Source organism: Bacillus sp. TL12 (assembly GCF_022625245.1).
Classification (GTDB): Bacteria; Bacillota; Bacilli; order Bacillales; family Bacillaceae_G; genus Bacillus_A.
Genome location: NZ_JAJJBY010000032.1, coordinates 17,655 through 43,678, shown reverse-complemented (window position 1 = coordinate 43,678; position 26,024 = coordinate 17,655). Strand labels below are relative to the sequence as shown.

Here is a 26,024-nt window from a genome sequence, read left to right as displayed (position 1 = left end):
GTTATTTCGCCCTTTCTACAAATATTTCGTTTAGCGTCGGCTCTAACATTTTAAATTGTCTTAAGCTTATACCTTGTTCCTGCAATTTCTTTAAAATCATTAAAGCTTCTGCATCATCATGGACTTTCACATATAGCAGTCCTTGTTGTTTTTCATACGAAATATGTAAGGCTTGTAATGCTTGTTCATTTTCCGCCGCATCTTCAATTGTTAAATTTCGAAAACCGTATTCTTGCTTAATATCGCTTAGTTTCCCTTCTACAACCGCTTCCCCTTTTTTCAAAATACACACATGTTGGCAGAACGCTTCTACTTGTTCCATACGATGGCTAGACAAGATAATTGTTTTTCCGCTTTGCACTTGTTCTTCAATAATGTTTGCTAACATACCAGCATTCACTGGATCTAGTCCGCTAAACGGCTCATCTAAAATAAGGAGCTCTGGATCGTGAATAAGCGCAGCAATTAATTGGATTTTTTGCTGATTTCCTTTTGAAAGCTCCCCCGCCGTTTTGTATTTATATTCCGGGATCGCTAATTTTTCTAACCATCGATCAATTGCACGGTCTACTTCTTTTTTCGTCATTCCTTCTAATCTACCGAAATAGCGAAGCTGGTCTATCACTCTACTTTTCGTATATAATCCTCTTTCTTCCGGAAGATAGCCAATTGTTACACCGCTTTGAGAAATTGCTTTCCCATTCCACGTAATGGATCCTTCATTAGGAGTTAATAAACCAAGGAGCATTTTAATCGTTGTCGTTTTTCCTGCACCATTTCTTCCAAGTAGTCCTAACACTTCACCTTTTGGTAATGAAATTTTTAATTGATTGACCGCTTTTGATTCTCCAAATATTTTCGTTAAGTTTTTTATTTGCAAGCTCAAATATAGCCCTCCCCTTTTTCATCATTCTTCCAATCTTCTAAATGGTATGTTGAATACAGGAAAAATATTGTAACATATATAAATCTTTTAATTTTTATAATTAAATTTAAGATCACTCATATATCCATCCACCATTTGTTTTATTTAGTTAAAATTGTAAATAAAAATCTAGCATTCGTCAATTATAATTGTCATTATGACAATTATAATTGTCATTTATCATCATCTAATTCTTTACTTATTATACTTAACTAGGACATACTACTGTATATACAAAGGACAATATGCAAAAGTTCATAAAAAAGATTACGTAAAATATTATATTTTAATATATAATATTAAATGATTTATTTACATCAAGGAGGATACATATGAAGATGAAAAGGGGAATTACCACATTATTATCTGTAGCCGTTCTCTCTACATCACTTGTAGGATGTTCAGGAACAGCAGAGAAAACTGTGGCAAAAGAAGAAAAAGTAAAATTAACAGACCAGCAACTCATGGCTGATTTATGGTTCCAAACAGCTGGTGAAACGAAAGCATTGTATTATCAAGGGTATAACATTGGACAATTGAAACTTGATGCAGCTCTTGCAAAAGGTACAAGCAAAAAGCCAGCAATTGTACTAGATTTAGATGAGACTGTTTTAGATAACAGTCCTCACCAAGCAATGACTATTAAAGAAGGAAAGGGCTACCCTTATAAATGGGATGAGTGGATCAATAAAGCAGAAGCTGAGGCTCTTCCTGGTGCAATTGACTTCTTAAAATATACGGAATCTAAAGGTGTAGACATTTATTACATTTCAAACCGCAAAACAAACCAACTAGATGCAACAATTAAAAACCTTGAGCGCGTTGGTGCTCCGCAAGCAACAAAAGAACATATTTTACTACAAGATCCGAAAGAAAAAGGAAAAGAAAAGCGCCGTGAACTTGTTTCACAATCGCATGATATTGTCCTATTCTTTGGTGACAACTTATCTGACTTCACTGGATTCGATGGAAAATCTGTAAAAGATCGTAATCAAACAGTTGAAGAAACAAAAGCACAGTTTGGCGAAAAATTTATCATTTTCCCTAACCCAATGTACGGTGATTGGGAAGGTGCACTATATGATTACAACTTCAAAAAATCTGATGCAGAAAAAGATAAAATTCGTCGTGATAACTTAAAATCATTTGAAGTAAAATAGCAAAAAAGGATGGCCTAGGCCATCCTTTTTTGCTATTTCCTCTTCCAATTCCCTAAATCCAATTATGCATATATCTGAACGTCACATATAAAATTCAACAAAATCACACATTTTTTGACATTTTCTTTGCAATTCTATTACGTTATGACTCTTATATTTCTTTTTATAATAACTAGACTTATAATAAAGACTGTTAGACAAACTATATGAAAGGACTGAGATTACACAGCGTTATGAAAAAAGTAATTATTATTTCTGCCACTGCGATTGTAATCGGTATCACATCCTTCGCTTACTTCGGCTCTAAATCTCCACTACAAAATGAAGCGAAAGCTGTCGAAACAAAGAAACATATTGAACATCCAAAAGAAGAAATTCCTGCATTTCCAAAAGCAGCTCATACAGCCAAAAAAACAGATGAGAACTTCTCCCTTGTTACAAATCCGGATTCACCTCTTGTATTAGTAAATAAGCATCGTAAATTACCAGATGGCTATACACCAGATGACCTTATAAGACCAGACATTCCATTTGCATATCCAAAAGATAAAGAAAAAACATTACTTCGTAAAGATGCCGCGACAGCACTAGAAAAAATGTTCCATGCAGCAAAAGAGCAAGGACTAGAACTTACTGCTGTATCAGGATACCGCTCTTATAAACGACAACAATCATTACATAATATGTACGTAAAACGACAAGGACAAGCTGAAGCAGATTCAGTAAGCGCAATCCCTGGAACAAGTGAACATCAAACAGGCCTTGCAATGGATATTAGCTCTAAATCTGCAAAATATCAGTTAGAACCTATTTTTGGCGAAACAGACGAAGGAAAATGGGTAGCCAAACATGCTCATGAATTCGGCTTTGTCATTCGCTATTTAGAAGATAAAACAGATACAACAGAATACTCATATGAACCGTGGCACCTTAGATACGTCGGTAATCCATATGCTACATACTTACACAAACATCACTTAACATTAGAAGAAGCAATGGGGGCAAAAAAATAAGAGAATTCTCTCTTATTCAGACATAAAAAATAAAGTAGAAAACATATTAACCATATATAATATGTTTTCTACTTTTATTTCTTTTCACTTAACATACTATATCTCATTATTCTTCAGACCATGTGTAAAGGATCGCGGCAATCCCATCCTTTTTGGCTAGATCAAAACACTCAAGTTCTTCCTTTAATTCATAATCCGTCTCGTACTGCTTTCGATCTGCAATAAATTGATCTTTAACATTTATTATTTTCCAGCCTTCATTCTCAATGTAGCGATTCGCTTCGGTCCATGCTGAATTCATATCACTTGAGCCTACCCAACAATTAATAAACGCTCCTATACTGTCGTGTTTTTCCAGATTATCAGAGTACGATATAGCCTCAAAACAAAAATAATAGATGGTCATTAGGTCCTCCGCCAACATTATTATTTTTTATATGCGCCTACTTTATTCATATCTCACCTTATTGTAGTAACTTTTGCTTCCATTCTTCAGGCCAAGGTGATCCTTTTCCCGTTTTCTTCGATGCTTGTACCATTGCCCCGCGCCCTACTAAACAAACTTCCCCAGTTTCATTTTTCACCATATAGTGCAAATCTAAAGAAGAGTTTCCAATAGATTCAGCTTTCACATAAACTTTTAAGTTTTCATCAAAAAAGATCTGTTTCAAAAAGTTACATTGTAAGTCAGCAACAACAATCATTGTTTCGGATGCTTCATGTGTCCATTCTTGCATAAAACCTAATTCTTTAAAAAATTCAATACGTGCCTCCTCAAAGTATGTAAAGGCGACCCCATTATTCATGTGTTCAAACATATCTGTTTCACAAAAACGAACTTTCACAGGAATATAAAATGAAAAACCTTTTTCCCATTTCTCAAAGTCTTCAATATAAGAAATCTTCTTCATAATCGTCTCTCCTTTTCTTCTATTCTAATAAGTAGTGTACGCTCAAACTTAAATTTCAGAAGAAACAAAAAATTAAAGCGATAAGTAAACTAGGATTATCAATCTATATAAATATTGCCTCTTCGAATCGAAGAGGCAATATTTATTAATAGTTATTGTCGCTACCAAAGAAATCTTTAAACGACTGAATTGTTGTATCACGGTTTAATGCTGCAATTGATGTTGTTAATGGTATACCTTTTGGACATGATTGCACGCAGTTTTGTGAGTTACCACAGTTCGCAAGTCCACCATCACCCATAATCGCACGTAAGCGCTCTGCTTTATGCATTTCACCAGTTGGATGTGAGTTAAACAAACGCGCTTGTGAAAGTGGTGCTGGTCCAATAAAGTCAGATTTACTGTTCACGTTTGGACATGACTCTAAGCAAACACCACATGTCATACATTTCGAAAGCTCATATGCCCATTGACGTTTTTTCTCTGGCATTCTTGGTCCTGGCCCTAGATCATACGTACCATCAATTGGAACCCAAGCCTTAACACGTTTTAACGCATCAAACATACGGCTACGGTCAACTTGTAAGTCACGTACAACCGGGAATGTCTTCATCGGTTTTATACGAACTGGTTGTTCTAATTTATCGATAAGAGCCGTACATGATTGACGCGGTTTACCATTAATCACCATAGAACAAGCACCACATACTTCTTCTAAACAGTTCATATCCCATGCAACAGGAGTTGTCTGATTTCCTTTTGCATCAACAGGATTACGACGAATTTCCATAAGAGCCGAAATAATATTCATATTTGGACGATATGGAATCTCAAATTCTTGATCAAACGATTGTGCATCTGGTCCATCTTGTCTCGTAATGATGAGGCGGATTGTTTTCTCAGACATGTTGTTTATCCCCCTTCTCTTCACCCTTAGCAGCTACATCATGTTTTGAAGAATAATCACGTTTACGTGGTTTGATTAATGAAATATCAACGTCTTCGTAATGGAATGCTGGTGCATTTCCTTCTCCCTCAAACTTAGCCATTGTCGTTTTTAAGAAGTTCGCATCATCACGATTTGGGAATTCTGGTTTATAATGTGCACCGCGGCTTTCATTACGGTTATATGCACCAATTGTAATAACACGAGCTAATTCAAACATGTTTGCCAACTGACGTGTAAATGAAGCACCTTGGTTACTCCATTTCGCGGTATCGTTAATGTTAATGCGTTTATAACGCTCCATTAACTCTACAATTTTTGCATCTGTTTCTTGTAACTTTTTATTTTCACGAACTACTGTTACGTTATCTGTCATCCATTCTCCAAGCTCTTTATGAAGAACATATGCATTTTCATTACCGTCTAACGTTAAAATATTGTTAAATTTCTCTGTTTCGATTAGCTCATTTTGCTCATAGGTAGCTGATGAAACAGCATCAGATGATTTTGAAAGACCTTTCATATATTCAATCGCGTTTGGTCCTGCTACCATACCGCCATAAATCGCTGATAATAATGAGTTCGCACCTAATCGGTTACCGCCGTGCATAGAGTAATCACACTCACCTGCTGCGAACAACCCTGGAATACTTGTCATTTGCTTGTAATCAACCCATAGTCCGCCCATTGAGTAGTGAACAGCTGGGAAGATTTTCATCGGTAGTTTACGAGGATCATCACCTGTGAATTTTTCATAGATTTCAATGATTCCACCAAGTTTAATATCTAACTCTTTCGGATCTTTATGAGAAAGATCTAGATACACCATGTTTTCACCATTAATACCTAGTTTTTGTTCTACACACACGTCAAAGATTTCACGCGTTGCGATATCACGAGGTACAAGGTTTCCATATGCAGGGTATTTCTCTTCTAAGAAGTACCATGGTTTACCATCTTTATATGTCCAAACGCGTCCACCTTCACCACGTGCAGATTCACTCATTAGACGTAATTTATCGTCCCCTGGAATTGCAGTTGGGTGAATTTGAATAAACTCACCATTTGCATAATATGCACCTTGTTGATATACAGCAGATGCTGCCGTACCTGTATTAATAATAGAGTTTGTCGATTTTCCGAAGATGATACCAGGGCCCCCTGTTGCCATAATCACGGCATCAGCTCGGAAACTCTTAATCTCCATAGATTGTAAGTCTTGTGCAACGATTCCGCGGCATACACCCTCGTCATCCACAACAGCCCGTAAGAAATCCCAACCTTCATATTTCGTTACAAGTCCTGCTACTTCATGACGACGCACTTGCTCATCTAACGCGTACAACAACTGTTGTCCTGTTGTTGCACCAGCAAATGCTGTACGGTGATGTTGTGTTCCTCCGAAACGGCGGAAATCAAGAAGTCCTTCTTCTGTACGGTTAAACATAACACCCATACGGTCCATTAAATGAATAATACCAGGCGCTGCTTCACACATTGCTTTAACTGGTGGTTGGTTCGCTAAGAAGTCCCCACCATAAATTGTATCGTCAAAGTGGATCCATGGAGAATCCCCTTCACCTTTCGTATTTACGGCACCGTTAATGCCACCCTGTGCACATACAGAATGCGAACGTTTTACTGGTACTAAAGAGAACAGTTCCACGTTTACTCCTGCTTCTGCTGCCTTAATCGTTGCCATTAAGCCGGCCAAGCCACCGCCGACTACTATAAGTTTCCCTTTCATGCTCTCCCACTCCTTACTGATTTGCTAGCTGTGGATCGATGAACGCTAATAATGCACTCACACCTACATAAGATAAACCTAAGAAAATAGCTAATGTTACATAAGTAGAGATACGTTGTGAACGTGGCGATACTGTAATTCCCCAGCTAATGCAGAATGTCCATAGTCCATTTGCAAAGTGGAAAATTGTTGATATAACCCCAACTAAATAGAAGCCAAACATAGCTGGATTATTTAAAATATCTGCCATCATATCATAATTTACCTGCGCACCTAACAATGCTTGAATACGAGTTTGCCAAACGTGCCAAGCTATGAAAATAAGCGTGAACACCCCTGAAATTCTTTGAAAAACAAACATCCAGTTACGGAAGTAACTATAAGATGTTGCATTGTTCTTAGCTGTAAATGCAATATATAATCCATATATAGCATGGTACAGTATCGGTAAAAAGATGACGAAAATTTCTAGCGCATAACGGAATGGAAGGAGCTCCATAAAATGAGCAGCTTTGTTAAAAGCCTCTGCTCCTCTTGTTGCAAAATTATTTACTACTAAATGTTGTGTCAAAAAGACACCAACCGGGATGACCCCCATTAATGAGTGCCACTTGCGAAACGTATACTCGCGGCCTTTCATGTCCCCATTACCCCCCTTGAATGTTTGACTGCTGCTTCCAGTATTAGTTTATAACAATAATGTTTTTTCACTATTGCTATAAGAAAAACTGAAAAAATTATTCGAAATATTTCAGCATAATTTGATACCAAGTTCATTTTACTCCTATTTTTGTCGAAGCGTCAAGAAAACGTATACATAATTTGTACATAATTTGCATATAATTTGCCAATTCCTTTTTTCTTCCCCTATATTCAGATTTCCCTAAAGAAAGTTCTGTTTTTATAAATGAGAAATGTTATATAATAATTCCTATAGAAAGAGGGGAATATTGTGAGCAAAAATACAATTGATATCGCATCTTTTGAAGATGTTTCATTGAACGCCTTCGCTTATGAATTGCTGCGTGAAGAAGTATTACCTGACCTAATTGGAAAAGAATTAGATGACATCTTATACTGGGCTGGCAGAAACCTAGCACGAAAATATCCGCTAGAGACGATTGAAGACGTCATTCATTTCTTTGAAAAAGCTGGTTGGGGCCGTTTGAACATCATCGAGCATAAACGCCGTGAAATGCATTTTCAGCTAACAAGCCCGCTCATTACAGAGCGCCAAAAGCAAAATAGACATTCTTCTTACCAATTAGAGACTGGATTTGTTGCAGAGCAAATTCAAGCACAGCGAAATGTTGTTGCAGAGTCATATGAAGAGCAAAAAAAACGTTCAGATTCTATCACATTTCTTGTAAAATGGGACGTAAAAGATCCTGTCGAAGTGTAGAATCTACATTAACAGTCAACTAGATATATAGGTTTAGTTGACTTTTCTATATAAATCCAAATTAAAAAACGACATAAACCTTTTCTTTTTAAGTAGAGAGAGCATCCGGCCATGCATAGAAGCGGTCAGTGCTTTTTTCTCCCCATACCGTGTGAAAACAAAAGAAGGAAATGAGTGGAAAACTGTTTTTATTTTCATAGCTACAGATTATATGTCGAAAAATCAAAATGGATTCACATTGTATATTCATTCACTTCTAATTATTTTTAATCTTCTGAAATTATATCAAAAAATAGAAGACATTGTAAACTACAACGTCTTCTTATCTGTTAAATAGGAATAAATGGTTTCTGCAACATTTTGCGGCATTCCTGCTTCGACAAATTCTGTCACTGAGGCTTCTTTCATCTTTTTTAGTGATCCAAAGTGTTTTAACAATACCTTTTTTCTCTTCTCTCCAATTCCAGGAATCCCATCTAAAGCAGATTGAATAATTGATTTCCCGTGAAGCTGACGATGGAACGTAATTGCAAATCTGTGTACTTCATCTTGGATACGCTGCAACAAATAAAACTCTTGGCTATTTCTTCCAAGTGCAACAAGCTCAGGTGGATCGCCAATAATTAAATGCGATGTACGGTGCTTATCATCTTTAACAAGTCCAGCCATCGGAATATATAGCCCAAGTTCATTTTCAAGCACATCACTAGCAGCTGCGAGATGTCCTTTCCCTCCATCAATCACAATTAAATCAGGTAGTGGCAAGTTTTCTTTTAAAGCGCGCGTATAACGCCTACGTACAACCTCTCGCATCGATTCATAATCGTCCGGCCCTTGAACCGTTTTTATTTTATATTTTCGATACTCTTTTTTCGCTGGCTTTCCATCAATAAAGACAATCATAGCGGAAACTGGATTCGTACCTTGAATATTTGAGTTATCAAATGCTTCAATACGATATGGCGTTTCAATATCAAGCTGCTTACCTAAATTTTCAACAGCTTTAACTGTACGTTCTTCATCACGTTCAATTAAATAAAACTTCTCTTCTAAAGCGATTTTCGCATTTTTATTTGCCAATTCAACGAGGTCTTTTTTCTTTCCTCGTTTTGGCTGCGTTACATCAACTTCTAAGAAACGCTCTACTAACTCAGGGTCAATACTTCCTGGCACTACAATTTCCTTCGGTTTAAAATGGTTGTTTTGTTCATAAAATTGACCGATAAATGTTAAAAATCCTTCTTCAGGCTCATCATAGATTGGAAACAAAGAGACATCACGCTCGATTAACTTACCTTTCCGAACAAAGAAAACTTGCACGCACATCCAGCCTTTATCAACCGCATACCCAAATACATCACGGTCAACAATATCATTCATAATCATCTTCTGTTTTTCCATAATTGCATCCATATGGGCGATTTGATCGCGCAACTCTTTCGCTCGCTCAAATTCTAATTTCTCGGATGCTTCATACATTTTCTTTTCAAGTTCTGAACGGGTCTCCTTATGTCCACCATTTAAAAATTTTGTAATCCCATCAACAATTTCTTTATTTTGTTCATCGGTTACTTCTTTAACACAAGGCGCTAGACATTGCCCCATATGATAATACAAGCACACTTTATCTGGCATTTTTGTACACTTACGCAGCGGATACATACGATCCAGTAGCTTTTTCGTTTCATGCGCTGACTGTGAATTCGGATAAGGCCCAAAATATTTCCCTTTATCTTTTTTTACATTTCTTGTAATAAGCAACCGTGGCTGCTTTTCTGCTGTAATTTTAATAAATGGATATGTTTTATCATCTTTTAATTTAATGTTATACCGCGGATCATACTTTTTAATTAAATTTAATTCTAAAATGAGAGCCTCTAAATTCGAAGAAGTAACAATATATTCAAAGTCAACAATTTCTCCAACAAGACGGAGTGTCTTTCCATCATGCGAACCGGTAAAATACGAGCGCACACGATTTTTAAGCACCTTCGCCTTCCCGACATATATAACTGTTCCTTGTTTATCTTTCATTAAATAACAACCTGGTTGATCTGGTAAAATCGCTAACTTTTCTTTTAAATGCTCGTGCACTCGTATACCTCCGTTTCTTATATACTTATATGATTTTTAAACACAATATCCCCAACATACGTTCTTTCATTGTAACGGAAAGCGCAAAAAAAATGAAATTATTATACATATTTTTATCTTTTCACATCGTATTTTACTATTGATTTTCATGTTAAACTAAAAAAATAGAATTTGGGATTTTTTCCTTTTAAATTTTAATAATACACGATACAAACGATTTGGGCATAAAACAAAAAAATTCATTCAAATATGACAATCAAAGAACAGCGTAAACAGGAGGATAACAATGGAAAAACATTTTAAAGATGCACACCGTTTTAGTTCTCATAATAGAGCTTCCTTAGAAAAAGATACTATATGTGGTTGTTTTTATTGTTTAAAAATTTTTAATCCAATTAAAATTGATGAATGGTGTGATGATGATAATACAGCAACGTGTCCCTATTGTGGTATTGACTCTGTTATCGGAGAGAATTCTGGATACAAAATCACAGAAAGCTTTCTAAAAGAAATGCATCAAAGATGGTTTTAATGAGATAAAGTGAAACTTTAATCAGTGGGGTTTTCTTCGTCCCCCACTGATTATCAGCCCTCACCAATCGGGCCTTTACGGGCAGTTGATCTCCCACCTACCTTCTTTAAAAAAGCGGAAGCGGCTCGCTCAGAATCGTAGGACGTTGGAGCCTTAGGCGGAGAGACGCTTTTCACCTCGTCCGAGGGGGCGAAACGACCGGAGATTCCCGCTAGAGCTGAACAATGCCTTCGCTGAATTTTGAGGTGGGAGTCTTACTGCCCGTTAAGGCGGGATAAATAAAAAGCTGCCCTACGGCAGCTTTTTCGACTAGAAGTGTTTAGAAACTAGTTCTACTAACGCTTCTTTTGGTTTGTAACCTAACGCTTGGTCAACCACTTTACCATCTTTTAATACGAAAAGAGATGGAATGCTCATAACTTCAAAACTGCGAGCAGTTTCTTGGTTTTCATCAACGTCTACTTTTACTACTTTTACTTTTTCGCCTAATTCTGCATCGATTTCCTCTAATACAGGAGCGATCATTTTACAAGGTCCACACCATGGTGCCCAGAAATCTAATAATACAATACCTTCGCTAGTTTCAGCTGCGAAGTTTTGGTCAGTTGCGTTTACAATTGCCATTTTATTTCCTCCTTCAAGTGTATTCTACCAAAAGTATATCATTAAGTTATATACGTGGCGAATATTATGTATCGTTATGTATTGTAACAAAAAAGGGTCTCTTTATACTATATAAAAATACAAGCTATATAGATACGTAATGAAAAAACTTTCTTTTTTTAGATGGGAAGAGAGCATCCAGCCATGCATAGAAGCGGTCAGGTCCTTTTTTAGCCCCATGCCATGTCAAAACAAAAAGAGAAAATGAGTGCAAGTCTCCTTTTGTTTTCATAGCCGCGAATTATATGTCAAAAAATCAACATATATGAACACAATATAAAAACCGACATAAAACCTTTCTTTTTTAGGTGGAAAAGAGCATCCAGCCATGCATAGAAGCGGTCAGGCCCTTTTTTAGCCCCATGCCATGTCAAAACAAAAAGAGAAAATGAGTGCAAGCCTCCTTTTGTTTTCATAGCCGCGAATTTTATATCAGAAAGAAATACGTGCTAAAAAACGAGAGGCAGGGGACCTCCCGTTTTTTCTATATATAGGGGTATTTCACTTGGAACTCAAGGGTTACTCAAATTAAGAATGCACTTTTAACTTTTTAAACTCTTCTGTTAATAAAGGAACCACTTCAAATAAGTCGCCCACAATACCATAGTCAGCTACTTTGAAGATACTTGCTTCTGGATCTTTATTAATTGCAACGATTACTTTTGAGTTAGACATACCTGCTAAATGTTGAATCGCGCCGGAAATACCGCATGCGATATATAAGTCTGGCGTAACAACTTTACCTGTTTGGCCAATTTGCAGTGAGTAATCGCAATACTCTGCGTCACACGCACCACGTGATGCTCCAACAGCACCGCCTAATACATCTGCTAGTTCTTTTAACGGTTTAAAACCAGCTTCACTTTTCACGCCGCGTCCGCCAGCAATAATAACTTTCGCTTCTGAAAGATCTACACCTTCTGCCGTTTTACGCACAACGTCTTGAATGATTGTACGTAAATCTTTTACATCAACTGCAATAGAAGACACATCACCTGTACGCGCTTCATCCTTTTCTAGTGGCGTAATGTTATTTGGACGTACTGTCGCAAATAAAATGCCATCTGTTACAATCTTCTTCTCAAACGCTTTACCAGAGTAAATTGGGCGTGTGAATACAACATTACCACCCGCTACTTCTAATGCAGTGACGTCGGAAACAAGACCAGCTTCAAGTTTTGCAGCTAGCTTTGGCGATAAATCTTTACCAAGCGCCGTGTGCCCAAATACGATTCCTTCAGGCTTTTCCTCAGTATACACAGCAAGAAACGCTTGTGCATAGCCATCGGATGTATATGATTTTAATTTATCATTTTCAACTGTCACAACGCGATCTGCACCGTAATGAATCAATTCATTTGCAAAAGATGCAACGCTCTCTCCAACTAGAAGGCCAACTACTTCACCGCCTTCTGCAATTGTTTTTGCTGCTGCTACTGCCTCAAATGAAACGTTACGTAGTGATCCGTCACGAACTTCACCCATTACTAATACTTTACGAGCCATAGATTTTCCCTCCTGCATATATAATTTCGTATTTTATTAGATTACTTTCGCTTCTGTATGGAGCAACGATACAAGTTCTTTTACTTGATCTTGCAGCTCGCCTTGTAACACTTTTCCTGCATCTTTCTTAGGAGGCAAATAGATTTCAATTGTTTTTGTCTTTGCTTCCACATCAACTTCCTCTAAATCTAAATCATCTAATTCTAGTTCTTCAAGCGGTTTTTTCTTCGCTTTCATAATACCTGGAAGCGATGGATAACGCGGTTCATTTAACCCTTGTTGTGCTGTTACTAAAAGTGGTAATGATGTTTCAATCACTTCAGTATCACCTTCAACATCGCGCTCAATTTTCACGCTTGTACCGTTAATTTCAAGCTTCGTAATTGTTGTTACATATGGAATATTTAGTGCTTCAGCTACGCGAGGGCCAACTTGTCCAGACGCGCCATCAATCGCTACGTTTCCAGCTAAAATTAAGTCTGCTTCTTTATCTTTTAAGTACTCAACAAGCACTTTTGCTGTTGTAAATTGGTCACCATTCTCAACATCATCTTCGATATTAATTAATACCGCTTTATCACAGCCCATTGCTAGCGCAGTGCGAAGTTCTTTTTCGCTGTCTACACCGCCAACTGTTACAACTGTAATTTCACCGCCTTGTCCGTCTCTTACTTGAATTGCTTCTTCAATCGCATATTCATCGTAAGGGTTGATGATGAATTCCGCTTCGCCATCATAAATTGCACCGTTTTTAATTGCGATTTTCTCTTCTGTATCAAATGTTCGTTTCATGAGTACGTAGATGTTCATTCCATTTACCCCCTTGTTTTTCAGAAAGATTCCACCAATTTTAATATTCTGTTAATTTATACTAAAAAAATAATTTGAACTACCTACCACTAAATGAAGGTTTGCGTTTTTCTAAAAATGCCGCTACACCTTCTCTTCCATCTTCACTCGTAAACACTTCCCCAAATATTTGCGCCTCACGCTGCACACCTTCATAATAATGAGATGATTTTGTTGTTTGTAATAACTCTAACACAGCACGAGTTGTCGCTGGGCTTTTACTAGCAATTTGTTTTGCAATTTGAAGAGTATCCTCTAACAGCGACTCTTCAGGGAATACCCCATTAACAAGTCCCCATTCTAACGCTTGTGCGCCTGTAATCGGCGTACTTGTTAACATCATTTCACAAGCCTTCGCTTTACCAACGTAGCGTGGCAAACGCTGTGTACCTGCAAAGCCAGGAATGAGTCCAAGCGTTAATTCTGGTAAACCAAGCTTTGCACTTTCAGTTACAAAGCGCATGTGGCAAGACATAGCGAATTCAAGACCACCGCCAAGTGCCGCTCCATGAATTGCCGCAATAACTGGTTTTGAGCACTTTTCTACACGCTCAAACGTAACTTGTCCAAGCTGTGCTAGCTCTGTCGCTTGTTTCGCTTCCTCAACAGAAGTAAACTCTTTAATATCTGCTCCTGCTGAGAAAAAGCGTCCTTCGCCATGAAGAACAACAACGCGGACATTTTCATCCTTTTCGACTTGATCAATTAACTCAGTAACGTCATGCATAACTTGTGAAGACATAGCGTTAGCTGGCGGATGATTTAATGTCGCCACCGCGATATGGTCTTCTACTGTTACAGATAGGAATTTCAACATGATCCCTCCCATTATTGACGATAACCACAAGCTGAAACAAGCAGCCCATGTACCGTTTTTGAAAGTGCGACCAAATTATATTTATGATCGCTCATTACCCAATTGGTCACAACTTCATCTACTGTTCCGAAGATCATTTGTCTTGCTATGCGAACATTTAAATCCGCATTAAACTCACCTTGCCCTATACCTGTTTCCAAAATTTCATCAATGACTTGTAAATATCCTTTTAACACTTCATTTATTTTGAAGCGCAGGTCTTGGTTGGATTGCCGAAGCTCTAGTTGAGTAACGATAGCAAGAGGATCATTTTGCGACAACAGCAAGAAGTGCGTTTCTACCAACATAAATAACTTCGATACAGCGCTTTCAATTCCTGCTGTTTTTTGACGAATTGTTTCAATAAATTCTCCCATCTTCTCTTGGAATAAGGAAATTAGTATATCTTCTTTATTTTTAAAATATAAATAAATAGTCCCATCAGCAACGCCAGCTTGCTTTGCAATTTTTGAAACCTGTGCTTGATGGTATCCATTTTCTGCAATCACAATAACCGCCGCATCAATAATTTGGTTATATTTTGGTCGATTTTTTTTCACTTTACTGTCCCCTTCAAGATGATGAATGACTGAATGAATAATCATTCATACCTCAATAATACTGACTATTGTAAAAATTGTCAATCTTATATTTCCAAAAAGAAAGGGCCTTTAGCCCGTCTGCTCATCCTCGTTCTCTTTCTCTTTCTTTTTCTTCTCTTCATCTATAAGGGCACGTCGTAAAATCTTCCCAACCGTTGTTTTGGGCAACTCACTCCGAAACTCGTATACTTTTGGCACCTTATAAGCAGCCAAATATTTACGTGCAAACTGATCTAGCTCTTCTTCAGAACAAACTTCATCTTCTTTTAATACAATAAATACTTTCACAGTTTCACCACGATATGGGTCTGGAACACCAATCGCAACCACTTCCTGCACCTTTTCATGCTCATATAGTACTTCTTCTATTTCGCGTGGATAAACATTGAATCCGCTAGCAACAATCATGTCTTTCTTACGATCTTTTATATAGAAAAATCCATCTTCATCCATATAGCCAACATCACCTGTGTGTAACCAACCATCCTGTAATACGGCCGCTGTTTCCTCAGGCTTATTCCAGTATCCCTTCATTACTTGCGGACCTCTCACAACAATTTCACCAATCTCCCCTGGTGGTAATGACTCTCCAGTTTCAAGTGACATAATGCGGGCATCTGTATCTGGCCATGGGACGCCAATGCTTCCCGGCACACGTTTTTCCCATAAGAAATTGCTATGTGTGACTGGAGATGATTCTGTCAGCCCATACCCTTCTACGAGCTTACCGCCTGTAATCTTTTCAAATTTCTCTTGTACCTCTACTGGAAGCGGAGCAGAACCACTAATACAAGCACGAATCGAAGAAATATCATATTCCTGAAGCAAAGGACTATTTAAAAGGGCAATATAAATTGTCGGAGCTCCTGGAAACAGTGTCACTTTATGCTTTTTAATTGCTTCAAACACCATTTTCATATCAAACTTCGGAACAATTATCATTTTGTATCCTTGCATAACAGTTAAATTCATCACAGCTGTCATCCCGTACACATGGAAAAATGGAAGGACACCGAGAACCACTTCTTCTCCTTCTTCACAGTTATATAGCCAATGCACACCCATCAATGTATTCGATACAAGATTTTTGTGCGTTAACATGACTCCTTTCGGAAATCCTGTTGTACCTCCTGTATATTGCAGGAGTGCTAAATCATTTTCAGGATCACAAGGTACTTCTACACTTGCATCACTTTCTCTTTCTACTGATTTCCAAACATGAATCGTTTCACTTTCAGTTACTTTTACAACGAGGTTTGTTTGCTTTTTTTGTACAAATGGATAAATTAAATTTTTTGGAAATGGTAAAAAATCTGCAATGCGTGTTACGATAATGTGCTCAACCTTTGTAGCAGACTGGACATCAATAACTTTCGGAAAGACTAAATCGAGACAAAGAATAATTTTCGCTCCAGAGTCATGGAGCTGATATTGTAGTTCTCTCTCTGTATAAAGAGGATTTGTTTGTACAACAATACCACCTGCGAGCAATGTACCATAGTATCCAATTACAGCTTGCGGGCAGTTTGGTAACATAATCGCAACTCTATCGCCTTTTTTCACACCAAGCTTACGCAAATAATTAGCAAATTGTTTCACCTTACGATCTAGCTCTGAAAATGTAATATCCTTACCTAGAAAGTAAAGCGCTTTCTTTTCTGGATACCGCGTAGACATCTGTTGTAAATATACGTGAAGTGGCTGAATATCATAAGAAATTGTATGTGGAATTTCCTTCGGATAACTTTGTAGCCAAGGTTTTTCCATCCCCATTCCCCCTTTCTGCTCTTACAAGAATAAAATGAATGTTCATTCATGATGATTGTTTTCATTATATTATAGTCACAATCGCGTTACAATCATAATATTCTGACTTTTATATAACTATTCCATTGTAACTCTATAACTATTTATATTATTGTCCTATGAAAATATTTTAGCTTGTTTCCTTATTCTATATTTTTCACTTCTCCTTCCATTTCGATTGTTCAATATACAAGTCACGGCTACGTAAAAAAAGGGGTATGCCTTTTTAAATTTATATTTATACATAATAACATCCTAATTATTTTATAATTTCCGCTCTTCTTCTACTCCTCTTACAGGCTCATTCACAAATCCGTATTTTGAAAGCGTTATAGTAGCAAACAAATTCCTCAATGTTCTAAAGAGGTTTTTTTATCAGAATAGAAAGAAAAGGATTGACACCACAAAAGCCTCCATAGTATGATTTCCGTGTTGAAACTGATAATCTTTTTCAATTGAAGAAAGATTATATATCATTTCAAAATAATTCATTTGGGGGAAAAAGATGAAAAAGGTTCTTAGCATTTTTATGGTCATCCTTCTATTCGTTGTCGGATGTGGACAACAAAAAGAAGAGAAGAAAGAAGTAAAAACAGATGATAAAAAACAAGCTATAACAATTAAACACGCTGAAGGTGAAACAAAGTTAGATAAACCAGCGAAAAAAGTTGTTGTACTTGAGTGGGTATATGCAGAAGATTTATTAGCACTTGGCGTTCAACCTGTTGGGATGGCTGATATTAAGAATTATAATAAATGGGTAAATACAGAAACAAAACCAAATAAAGATGTTGTAGATGTCGGTACGCGTCAGCAACCAAACTTAGAAGAAATTAACCGCTTAAAACCAGACTTAATTATTACAGCTTCATTCCGTAGTAAAGCGATTAAAAATGAGTTAGAACAAATTGCACCAACAGTTATGTTCGATCCATCAACAAGTAACAACGATCACTTTGCAGAAATGACAGAAACATTTAAACAAATTGCAAAAGCAGTTGGAAAAGAAGACCAAGGTAAAAAAGTATTAGCAGATATGGACAAGACATTTGCTGATGCAAAAGCAAAAATTGAAAAAGCTAACTTAAAAGATAAAAACATCGTAATGACACAATCATTTACAGCAAAAGATGTTCCAACATTCCGTTTATTAACAGACAATTCTACAGCAATGCAAGTTACGAAAAAATTAGGTTTAACAAATGCATTTGAACCTGGTAAATCTGAGCCAGATGGCTTCAAGCAAACAACTGTAGAAGCGCTTCAAGGTGTACAAGATGCAAACTTCTTATACATCGTAGCTGATGACGATAACATCTTTGACAAGCAACTAAAAGGTAACCCAGCATGGGAAGAATTAAAATTCAAAAAAGAAAACAAAATGTATAAATTAAAAGGTGACACTTGGATCTTCGGTGGTCCTGAATCTGCTAAATCATTAGCAACACAAGTTGCAGATGTAATGACAGCGAAGAAGTGATTGCATAATGAATAACTTACAACATACACTTCGAGCAAGTCTTGTATTCGGAGGAGGAGCAGCTCTCTTGCTCCTCCTTTTCTTTATTCATATTGGCCAAGGGCAAGCAAACATTTCTTATAATATAATTATGGATGCTCTTTTCTCACCGAATCAATCTCTCGAGCATCAAACATTAATTATGCTTCGCTTACCACGAGCTGTTATTGCTATTTTAGCTGGTGGCGCGCTTGCTGCATCAGGCGTTATTTTACAAACTTTAACGAAAAATCCACTTGCTGAGGCAAGTACAATGGGAATTCATTCAGGAGCATATTTCTTTTTAATTGCCGCTACTATCTTTTTACCGGAATACTTACAAGGCCACTCGCTTCTATTCACATTTATTGGAGGAGCAGTAACCGCTTTGTTCGTATATCGTATTTCTGGCGGCAAAAAGGGAACACCACTACGTATGGCATTAGCAGGTATGGTTGTCACATTAATGCTCTCTGCTTTTACCGGAACGATGCAACTTTTTTATGAAAACGAAACCGCAGGACTATTCCTTTGGGGTGCAGGGTCACTTGTACAAAACAACTGGGATGGCGTTCAATTTGCGGTTCCATTTGTTGTATGTGCCTTCCTTGCTGTGCTGTTTATGTCACGTAAACTAAATGTGCTTCTTCTAGGTGATGCTGTTGCTGTTTCACTTGGAGAAAAAACAGAAGTAACACGTTTGATTGCTTTTATTGCTGCAATCTTTTTAACAGCAGTCGTTGTAACAGTCGTTGGGCCAATCGGTTTTGTTGGCTTAGTTGCACCGCATTTAATGCGCCTGATCGGCTATCGCCAACATTTCCCACTGCTTCTCTCCTCCTTCTTGTGGGGAGCTATTTTATTACTTGGAGCAGATGTTGTTGGTAGATTAATAGACCCAACTGGCGTTGAACTTCCAGTTGGTGCTGTTACTGCAATGATTGGTTCACCATGGCTCATTTACTTAGTTTATCGCATGATGAAATCCAAACAATATATGAACGATAACGGAGCAAATGCAGCTGGTGCTAGCTCAAAATATTTCTCTTATAAAAAAGTGATTAGTATTTCACTCGTTCTTTGTATTGTAGCAGTTGCTCTTGGCGTTGTAATCGGCAGCAATGCTTACATAGAAAGCATAACAAATGTAATAACAGGACAGCTTACCCAATTTGATCAAAACATGATGATGAACCTTCGTTTACCGAGAATGCTCGTTGCTGCTGTTGCTGGAGCATGTCTTGCAATAAGCGGGCTAGTCTTTCAAGGAATATTACGCAATCCGCTTGCCGATCCATCTATCATTGGTATTTCATCTGGTGCAGGTGTCGGTGCTTTAACAATTATGTATGTCTTCCCGGCACTTCCAGGATTCTTCTTACCAATCGGTGCATTTATTGGTGGACTACTTGCAGTTGGAATCGTCCTTTTCTTTTCATGGAAATCAGGATTTAGCCCTACTGCCCTTGCATTAATTGGAATTGGTGTATCAGCACTTGGATCAGCTATCATTCAAATCTTTATCGTGAGAGCAAACTTAAACGTAGCTGCTGCCTTAACTTGGTTATCAGGTAGTACGTACGCAAGAGGCTGGAATCACTTAGAAAACATACTCTTATATCCATCTCTTATTCTCGTACCAACCATATTCTTCTTGATGAAACAGCTTGACGTTCTCGTACTCGGGGATGATTTAGCAACAGGACTTGGGCAACGTGTAAACAAAACACGTTTTGAACTTATTATCCTAGCAACATTGCTCGCGTCAGTGAACATTGCTGCCGTTGGTACAATCGCCTTCTTAGGACTCGTTGCGCCGCACTTAGCACGCATCGTTGTTGGGATGAACCATCAAAGATTATTTGTTTGTTCAGCGCTATTTGGAGCTATTCTCCTTTGCATCGCTGATTTACTTGGACGGACGATTGCATATCCGAAAGAGATTCCTTCCGGGCTTGTTGTCGCTGTGCTTGGAGCACCATACTTCCTTTGGTTGATGAGGAAGAGTGGAAAGAAAGTTAGTTAATGAATAAAAACGAAGGCATTTATTATTTTAGAAGCCTTCGTTTTTTATTAGTGTGGCATAAAATTAATATAAGCTTTATAAAAGAAATATATTACCCATGAATACATTAATATATAAAATATCATCCACACATTCATCAACGAGTACTTTACTGTGCGATGTATCTAACACACTATGAACAACTTTATAAATTAAATCACCATATTGATCAATTGCTGCACGCAATGCAGTCATATCCTTTTTTCGCAACCCCTCTACTATTTCCAATTCTCGCATCCCTATCACCACTCTTTGTATCATTCTCTATTCACTTAATATACGAATTATCATGTTAGTTTTCTGACACATATATATATAATTTTTTATATATATTCCATATTATATCAATGTAAATATACAAAATAAAAAGAGCAGGAAAAACCCCTCGCTTCACGAATTTACTCTATGAATATAACCATTGGGGGGATAACATGTATCAAACAATTGAGGGCTTTCTAACAACATGGAAATACGAGTCTGAGTCTACACAAAAGGTATTGGATGCATTAACGGATGAATCTTTATCACAAGAGATTGCACCTGGGCATTGGACTCTAGGAAGAGTGGCTTGGCATATCGTTACTGCAGTTCCTGTGATGCTATCAGGAACTGGTTTACAGTTTGAGGGGGAAACAAAAGATTATCCTGTTCCAACTTCTGCGAAGACGATTGCGGAAGGCTATCGCAAAGTAAACACGGCTTTTGTGGAAGCACTTCAAACAGAGTGGACTGATAAGGATCTAGCAACAATTAATGACTTCTTTGGGCGTCCCATGCCGAACTCTATCTTTTTGATGACTCTTATTAATCATCAAAATCATCACCGCGGTCAAATGACTGTCTTAATGCGTCAAGCTGGGTTACAGGTTCCAGGTATTTATGGGCCAGCTAAGGAAGAATGGGCTGCTGCGGGGATGGATGCTCCGAAAATGTAGTAACAGAGAAAGACAAGGCGGCTGAGCACCTTGTCTTTTTCTGTTACTTGTTTCATGTGAAACTTTATAACGCATCTTCCTTCTCAATATTTCTAATTCCATAATAAGCAATTATAGTACCAATAGCCGCAAGTGCTAATTGAAGTGGGAGAAAGGTTGCTAATGAGAATTCTGGCTGACTTTGACATGCAATCATCACAACAAATAAGGAAGAAACAATTGTTGTTGGAACAGAGTATTTACGCATACCAAAATATAATGGAATTAACCCTGCTCCTGCAGCTGCAATAGCAAAAGGAATCACTTTTATACCTTCTTGAATCAACTCAGCTACCGTTATTGTATTCGGAATAACTAACATATAACTATTCAATGTAAAGAAGATACCTATTACAAAAATATTAGATAATAAAACTGTTACAAACGTTAGCGTTGCTGTGATTAATAACTTACTAGCAATGATTTTTTTTCGATTAATTGGATACGAAAACATGAGTAATATTGTTTTGTTTTTATATTCTTCAATTACTAGTTTTGCAATTAATACTCCAGCAAAGACAATAAACGTTCCTCGCACCATTGCACTCGCCATTAAAAGAATTCCTTGAGGATTTCCTAGTTCTACATCCCCTTCAATCTGTGACATATAGCTTACAAAAAATAACATCGCAACCATCACTATATTTGCAATAACCGCACCTTTTATATACCACCCAAGCTTAAATTTCTTCATTTCTAGCTTTATAAGTTGCAACATTTTATCCCCCCTTAGTTCATCTATTTTATTTTTAAAAATCCACCGGTTTGATTTTATTGTTTATTCGTTGGTAATACTTTACGATAATTTCTCGATAAAAAATTCAAATAAATACAAAGATACTTCCAACTAAAATAGGCGATGCTTCCCACGATTCCACCTATGACCAGAGCATAAACCATGCTCCACTCCTGAGGGATTGATAAACCAGGACCAATATCCATTTGTACCCATTTAACTCCAAAGGAACGAATAATACCTGCAATTAATATAAGTACAGTACAAAAACCAAAACCGTACGCAATCGTTGCCAAAACTGGAACGACAATAACGCTTAGCAATCCCGTCGTACAGTAAAAGCCAAGCATAGCCAATACGTCACTGACGGAACGCGTTGATTTTTTCTGCATGATATATTCACCTCTTCTGATTATTATTTGATATATATAGTGCCTTTTTTGCTTAAAAGCTCCACCTTATTTGATGCATCACCAATTACACCTTCTTTTGTTTTTTCCGTATTCGTTCTTTTCTTAAATCCATTTAAACTCACTACTATGTCGGATGAGTCGCTGTTAGCAGCAAGCTGTAATGAAGTTGGAGCTTCTTTATAAGACACCCCAATATCTCCTGATTTTGTTTCTACAAGTAATGACTTTCCTTCTATCGTCTCTGTAATCAATACTTCACCATCTGTCGAAGTAACTTTTGTCTTAGGGCTCCTTACATTTGTAAGGTAGTTATCACCAGTAATAGAAGCTACAGATAGTTCCTGTAACGAACTATTTTTTAAACTTAGTTCCCCACTTTTTGATGTAAAATCACCTTTTTTTGCTGATAGCCCCTCAATCTTTTCAGCACCAGATTCGTTTGAAAATACAATATTTTTAGTTGTTACATCATTCATTTTTATATCACCAGAACTATTATTCAATGTAATCGTATCTACTCCATTTTTTAGGATGGAAATATAAATAGTACCTTTCTTTCCAAAACTGAATCCTCCCGCAAAACCTTCCTTTTGCTCTTTCTGATCCACGACAATTTTCTTTCCATCCTTTTTCATTGTTACAGGATCATTCTTCTTATCTTCCTGCTTCCCCTCAACTGCGATTGCTACTTTGTTTGATTCTGCGCCTTTGATCGCAACATCCCAATTTTCGTTATTTATTTCTATTTCTTCTACGCTATCTACTATAAAAGAAGTTTCTTTTTCAAAACTCTTTGCCCCTACTTCCTTGAGACTAAAAACTACTCCTGCAACTAGAACTATTAAAATAGAAGCTAACATCGTTTTCTTCATTTTTTACTCCCCAGTTCATTTTAAATCTACATCTCATTCAAGATTGTATCTGTATTTAAGCCACATCCATTTTATTCACTTTATGATAAGACAGATAGCCAATTGCAAGACCTAGTAGACAAAGCGCAATCGGTACTACAATGAAGTCAAACAAACTAATCTGTCCTCCCCCATTAGAAACAGTTGAGTTAATCAATAATCCAATCATTATAGACGAGGTAATCGTTGTAGGTGTTGATTTTTTTCTCATACCAAAATATAAAGGAATCAGACTTACTCCAGCCATCATAAATGCACTAATAAAGGTAGCTGGAATTGTAGCAATCATTTCATCCATAGCAACACGTGCTTCAAAGAATCCTATCATTGGATTTAAGAAGAATGTTAACATGCTAATAATAAAAGTAGAGATAACGATACTCCCAAAACAAAATCCAAAGACAATCGCTAACTTAGCTTGCATTAATTTTTTTCGTTGTAATGGATAGCTAAATAATAATTGCATCGTTTTATTTTTGTATTCATCAATAATTAAACGTGATAAAATAACAGCTGAAAAAATCATAAATGTTGTTCTAATAAAAATATTTGTTAAAGACATGAACCCTGCATAATCTGGAAACATCCTCTCACTCTCAGCTTTAGAACCCCATGCCATGAGACCGACCGCAACAAAAATTGCTATAATGTAAATGGCTACTCCTTTAAAATAACGAGATAAGCGATGTTTTTTCCATTCTAATTTCATCAATTTAAGCATGGTGCTTCTCCCCCATCTACTACATTTTTTTGCTGTACTTGTTTGCTCTTATTTAAACAAATCCACTTGTTCGATTTTTCTTATGGTCATATAAGCAATAAATAGACCAACAAACGCTATCATGATAGGTATCACAATAAAGCTGAATAACGAAATTTCACCATTCAAACTAGAAGCAAATAAACACGTAATAATAATTGCAGATACAAATGTTGTCCGCACTGAGTACTTTTTCATTCCAAAGTAAAGTGGGATTAAACTGATTCCTGTTGATGCTAAAGCATTCACTAATAATTCCGCTGCGTTCTGAGTTAGAATTGCCATCGTTAATGGTTCCATGATTACTGGATGATATACATTTAAAATATAAACGAAACTAAACAAGATAATATCTGAAATTATTATTGCGCATAAAGTAAACAGAATGATGATAAGAATTTTTGCTGCCATCATTTTTTTTCGATTAATCGGATACATAAACATGACTGTTATCGTTTTATTTTGAAACTCTTGAATAATAAATTTCGTAATTAAACTTGCTCCGAAAATCATAAATACCCCTCGAGAAAAATGATCAATAAATTGAAAGGCACTATCATAGCTATCAAGTTCCCCATCAAAAATAATTACTGGAATAAATATAGAAACAATACATATTGCAATGAGTGCCCCTCTAATAGTCGGCCACAACTTAAATTTCATAAGCTCAAGCCTCATTAAATTAAGCATGGATTCCCTCTCCATTTACAAGGTTTAAGAAGTACGCTTCTAATGAACTTTGCTTTTTATTTATACTTTCAATTTCCACATCATCCATAATTAATGTTTTTGAAATCGTCTGCTGTGCCTCTGTCATTTCATACACACGAATGATATTTGCACTCATCATTTTGTAGTTTGTTATGCTAAGCTTATTTTCTAAAACGTAAGCTGCACGTTTCACGTCTTGAACGTGAATTTCAATATACTCCGTTTGCTTACCATTAATACTCTTCATGGAAACTTCTTTTATCAACTTTCCATTTTGAATCACACCAATCGTATCTGCCATTTGCTCCATTTCTCCTAAAATGTGACTAGAGACTAATAGAGTAATTCCGTATTCTTTACAAAGCATTTTAAATAGGTCACGCAATTCTCTAATGCCGATTGGATCTAGACCATTGATTGGTTCGTCTAAAATTAATAACTCGGGCTTTGTCAAAATCGCTCTAGCAATTCCTAACCTTTGTTTCATCCCTAGTGAAAAGTCTTTTACCTTTTTATTCTCCACATTGTGTAAATTAACAAGGTCTAATGCATGCTCAATTCCTTTCTTATCGTAGTAACCCATATATTCGCAATGGAGATGTAAATTTTCCTGAGCTGTTAATTTTTCATAAAAAATAGGATACTCAATAATCGTTCCCATGCGTTTTAACACTTCATAAGATGTATCTGTTAACTTCTCACCAAAAATTTCAATATCTCCGCTCGTTGGTTTTATTAAATTAGTAAGCATCTTCATAATCGTCGTTTTACCAGCACCATTTGGTCCTAAAAATCCATAAATCTCACCTTTTTTCACATGCATATTAACACCGGAAATTACTTCTTTTCCGTGAAACACTTTTGTTAACTGGTTTGTTTTTAATATATATTTCATACTGTTTTCCCCTTTCGCATTACCTTATATTTCTATCATAGTCAATGAA

26 protein-coding genes and 1 pseudogene are annotated in these 26,024 nt (G+C 36.8%); 7 read left to right on the top strand and 20 right to left on the bottom strand.

What is annotated here, in order from left to right; all coding sequences use genetic code 11:
* Position 1 precedes the first annotated feature (1 nt).
* Positions 2 to 886: an ABC transporter ATP-binding protein gene (locus LOK41_RS22320; RefSeq protein WP_174098815.1), complete on the bottom strand. Its 885-nt coding sequence runs from the start codon at positions 884 to 886 to the stop codon at positions 2 to 4.
* A 371-nt stretch (positions 887 to 1,257) separates the two neighbouring features.
* On the opposite strand from LOK41_RS22320, the gene LOK41_RS22315 reads away from it, so the two are divergent.
* Positions 1,258 to 2,085: a 5'-nucleotidase, lipoprotein e(P4) family gene (locus LOK41_RS22315; protein ID WP_241818351.1), complete on the top strand. Its 828-nt coding sequence runs from the start codon at positions 1,258 to 1,260 to the stop codon at positions 2,083 to 2,085.
* Positions 2,086 to 2,318: 233 nt separating this feature from the next.
* On the top strand, positions 2,319 to 3,098 hold the full coding sequence (locus tag LOK41_RS22310) for a M15 family metallopeptidase (RefSeq protein WP_241818350.1): 780 nt from the start codon (positions 2,319 to 2,321) through the stop codon (positions 3,096 to 3,098).
* A gap of 106 nt (positions 3,099 to 3,204) precedes the next feature.
* Here the strand turns inward: LOK41_RS22310 and LOK41_RS22305 are convergent, their stop codons facing one another.
* The 5 genes from LOK41_RS22305 to LOK41_RS22285 all read right to left on the bottom strand — a co-directional run bounded on the left by LOK41_RS22305 (position 3,205) and on the right by LOK41_RS22285 (position 7,342).
* Positions 3,205 to 3,399 (bottom strand): hypothetical protein, encoded by a 195-nt coding sequence (locus tag LOK41_RS22305; protein ID WP_241818349.1) that lies wholly within the window; start codon positions 3,397 to 3,399, stop codon positions 3,205 to 3,207.
* A 163-nt stretch (positions 3,400 to 3,562) separates the two neighbouring features.
* Positions 3,563 to 4,009 (bottom strand): acyl-CoA thioesterase, encoded by a 447-nt coding sequence (locus LOK41_RS22300; protein ID WP_241818348.1) that lies wholly within the window; start codon positions 4,007 to 4,009, stop codon positions 3,563 to 3,565.
* 145 nt (positions 4,010 to 4,154) lie between these two features.
* Positions 4,155 to 4,916, bottom strand: a complete 762-nt coding sequence (sdhB, locus tag LOK41_RS22295; RefSeq protein WP_001291832.1) for a succinate dehydrogenase iron-sulfur subunit — start codon at positions 4,914 to 4,916, stop codon at positions 4,155 to 4,157.
* Positions 4,909 to 6,702, bottom strand: coding sequence for a succinate dehydrogenase flavoprotein subunit (gene sdhA / locus LOK41_RS22290; RefSeq protein WP_241818347.1), 1,794 nt, complete (start codon positions 6,700 to 6,702; stop codon positions 4,909 to 4,911). Before sdhA ends, sdhB begins: the two co-directional genes overlap by 8 nt.
* Before the next feature lie 13 nt (positions 6,703 to 6,715).
* Positions 6,716 to 7,342 carry a succinate dehydrogenase cytochrome b558 subunit gene (locus tag LOK41_RS22285; RefSeq protein ID WP_174098810.1) on the bottom strand — a complete coding sequence of 209 codons (627 nt, stop codon included), beginning with the start codon at positions 7,340 to 7,342 and terminating at the stop codon, positions 6,716 to 6,718.
* Positions 7,343 to 7,654: 312 nt separating this feature from the next.
* On the opposite strand from LOK41_RS22285, the gene LOK41_RS22280 reads away from it, so the two are divergent.
* Positions 7,655 to 8,104 carry a DUF2507 domain-containing protein gene (locus LOK41_RS22280; RefSeq protein WP_241818346.1) on the top strand — a complete coding sequence of 150 codons (450 nt, stop codon included), beginning with the start codon at positions 7,655 to 7,657 and terminating at the stop codon, positions 8,102 to 8,104.
* Between the two features lie 309 nt (positions 8,105 to 8,413).
* On the opposite strand, the gene uvrC is transcribed toward LOK41_RS22280, so the two are convergent.
* Complete coding sequence (gene uvrC, locus LOK41_RS22275) at positions 8,414 to 10,198, bottom strand: excinuclease ABC subunit UvrC (RefSeq protein ID WP_241818345.1); 1,785 nt, start codon at positions 10,196 to 10,198, stop codon at positions 8,414 to 8,416.
* Between the two features lie 286 nt (positions 10,199 to 10,484).
* On the opposite strand from uvrC, the gene LOK41_RS22270 reads away from it, so the two are divergent.
* The gene (locus LOK41_RS22270; RefSeq protein WP_241818344.1) at positions 10,485 to 10,730 is read left to right on the top strand and encodes a cytoplasmic protein; all 246 of its coding nucleotides are present in this window, start codon (positions 10,485 to 10,487) and stop codon (positions 10,728 to 10,730) included.
* A gap of 309 nt (positions 10,731 to 11,039) precedes the next feature.
* On the opposite strand, the gene trxA is transcribed toward LOK41_RS22270, so the two are convergent.
* From trxA to LOK41_RS22240, 6 genes are all read right to left on the bottom strand, one after another.
* A complete protein-coding gene (gene trxA / locus LOK41_RS22265; protein WP_003200692.1) occupies positions 11,040 to 11,354 on the bottom strand; it encodes a thioredoxin in 315 nt (104 codons plus the stop codon).
* A gap of 567 nt (positions 11,355 to 11,921) precedes the next feature.
* On the bottom strand, positions 11,922 to 12,899 hold the full coding sequence (etfA, locus tag LOK41_RS22260) for an electron transfer flavoprotein subunit alpha (RefSeq protein WP_241818343.1): 978 nt from the start codon (positions 12,897 to 12,899) through the stop codon (positions 11,922 to 11,924).
* A gap of 36 nt (positions 12,900 to 12,935) precedes the next feature.
* The gene (gene etfB / locus LOK41_RS22255) at positions 12,936 to 13,709 is read right to left on the bottom strand and encodes an electron transfer flavoprotein subunit beta/FixA family protein (RefSeq protein ID WP_241818342.1); all 774 of its coding nucleotides are present in this window, start codon (positions 13,707 to 13,709) and stop codon (positions 12,936 to 12,938) included.
* Positions 13,710 to 13,788: 79 nt separating this feature from the next.
* Entirely contained in the window at positions 13,789 to 14,565 is a 777-nt protein-coding gene (locus LOK41_RS22250) for an enoyl-CoA hydratase (protein WP_241818341.1), read from the bottom strand.
* 11 nt (positions 14,566 to 14,576) lie between these two features.
* Positions 14,577 to 15,164 (bottom strand): TetR/AcrR family transcriptional regulator, encoded by a 588-nt coding sequence (locus LOK41_RS22245; protein WP_241818340.1) that lies wholly within the window; start codon positions 15,162 to 15,164, stop codon positions 14,577 to 14,579.
* A gap of 111 nt (positions 15,165 to 15,275) precedes the next feature.
* On the bottom strand, positions 15,276 to 16,973 hold the full coding sequence (locus LOK41_RS22240) for a long-chain-fatty-acid--CoA ligase (protein ID WP_241818339.1): 1,698 nt from the start codon (positions 16,971 to 16,973) through the stop codon (positions 15,276 to 15,278).
* Positions 16,974 to 17,517: 544 nt separating this feature from the next.
* Between LOK41_RS22240 and LOK41_RS22235 the strand changes: the two genes are divergently transcribed.
* Positions 17,518 to 18,492 carry an ABC transporter substrate-binding protein gene (locus LOK41_RS22235; protein ID WP_241818338.1) on the top strand — a complete coding sequence of 325 codons (975 nt, stop codon included), beginning with the start codon at positions 17,518 to 17,520 and terminating at the stop codon, positions 18,490 to 18,492.
* A 7-nt stretch (positions 18,493 to 18,499) separates the two neighbouring features.
* Positions 18,500 to 20,536, top strand: coding sequence for a Fe(3+)-hydroxamate ABC transporter permease FhuB (fhuB, locus tag LOK41_RS22230; protein ID WP_241818337.1), 2,037 nt, complete (start codon positions 18,500 to 18,502; stop codon positions 20,534 to 20,536).
* Positions 20,537 to 20,644: 108 nt separating this feature from the next.
* Here fhuB and LOK41_RS22225 read toward each other — a convergent pair.
* Positions 20,645 to 20,812, bottom strand: a pseudogene (locus LOK41_RS22225) (sigma-70 family RNA polymerase sigma factor); the annotation flags it as partial.
* Between the two features lie 194 nt (positions 20,813 to 21,006).
* Here LOK41_RS22225 and LOK41_RS22220 point away from each other — a divergent pair.
* Positions 21,007 to 21,510 carry a DinB family protein gene (locus tag LOK41_RS22220; RefSeq protein WP_241818336.1) on the top strand — a complete coding sequence of 168 codons (504 nt, stop codon included), beginning with the start codon at positions 21,007 to 21,009 and terminating at the stop codon, positions 21,508 to 21,510.
* Between the two features lie 64 nt (positions 21,511 to 21,574).
* Here the strand turns inward: LOK41_RS22220 and LOK41_RS22215 are convergent, their stop codons facing one another.
* From LOK41_RS22215 to LOK41_RS22190, 6 genes are read right to left on the bottom strand one after another with little or no spacing between them, the layout of a single operon-like run.
* Entirely contained in the window at positions 21,575 to 22,267 is a 693-nt protein-coding gene (locus LOK41_RS22215; RefSeq protein ID WP_241818335.1) for an ABC transporter permease, read from the bottom strand.
* A 53-nt stretch (positions 22,268 to 22,320) separates the two neighbouring features.
* Entirely contained in the window at positions 22,321 to 22,677 is a 357-nt protein-coding gene (locus LOK41_RS22210) for a hypothetical protein (protein WP_241818334.1), read from the bottom strand.
* 23 nt (positions 22,678 to 22,700) lie between these two features.
* Positions 22,701 to 23,570 (bottom strand): DUF4097 family beta strand repeat-containing protein, encoded by an 870-nt coding sequence (locus LOK41_RS22205; protein WP_241818333.1) that lies wholly within the window; start codon positions 23,568 to 23,570, stop codon positions 22,701 to 22,703.
* Between the two features lie 55 nt (positions 23,571 to 23,625).
* Positions 23,626 to 24,330, bottom strand: coding sequence for an ABC transporter permease (locus tag LOK41_RS22200; RefSeq protein ID WP_241818332.1), 705 nt, complete (start codon positions 24,328 to 24,330; stop codon positions 23,626 to 23,628).
* A gap of 48 nt (positions 24,331 to 24,378) precedes the next feature.
* The gene (locus tag LOK41_RS22195; RefSeq protein ID WP_347269352.1) at positions 24,379 to 25,059 is read right to left on the bottom strand and encodes an ABC transporter permease; all 681 of its coding nucleotides are present in this window, start codon (positions 25,057 to 25,059) and stop codon (positions 24,379 to 24,381) included.
* A complete protein-coding gene (locus tag LOK41_RS22190; RefSeq protein ID WP_241818330.1) occupies positions 25,052 to 25,975 on the bottom strand; it encodes an ABC transporter ATP-binding protein in 924 nt (307 codons plus the stop codon). Before LOK41_RS22190 ends, LOK41_RS22195 begins: the two co-directional genes overlap by 8 nt.
* Between the last annotated feature and the right edge of the window lie 49 nt (positions 25,976 to 26,024).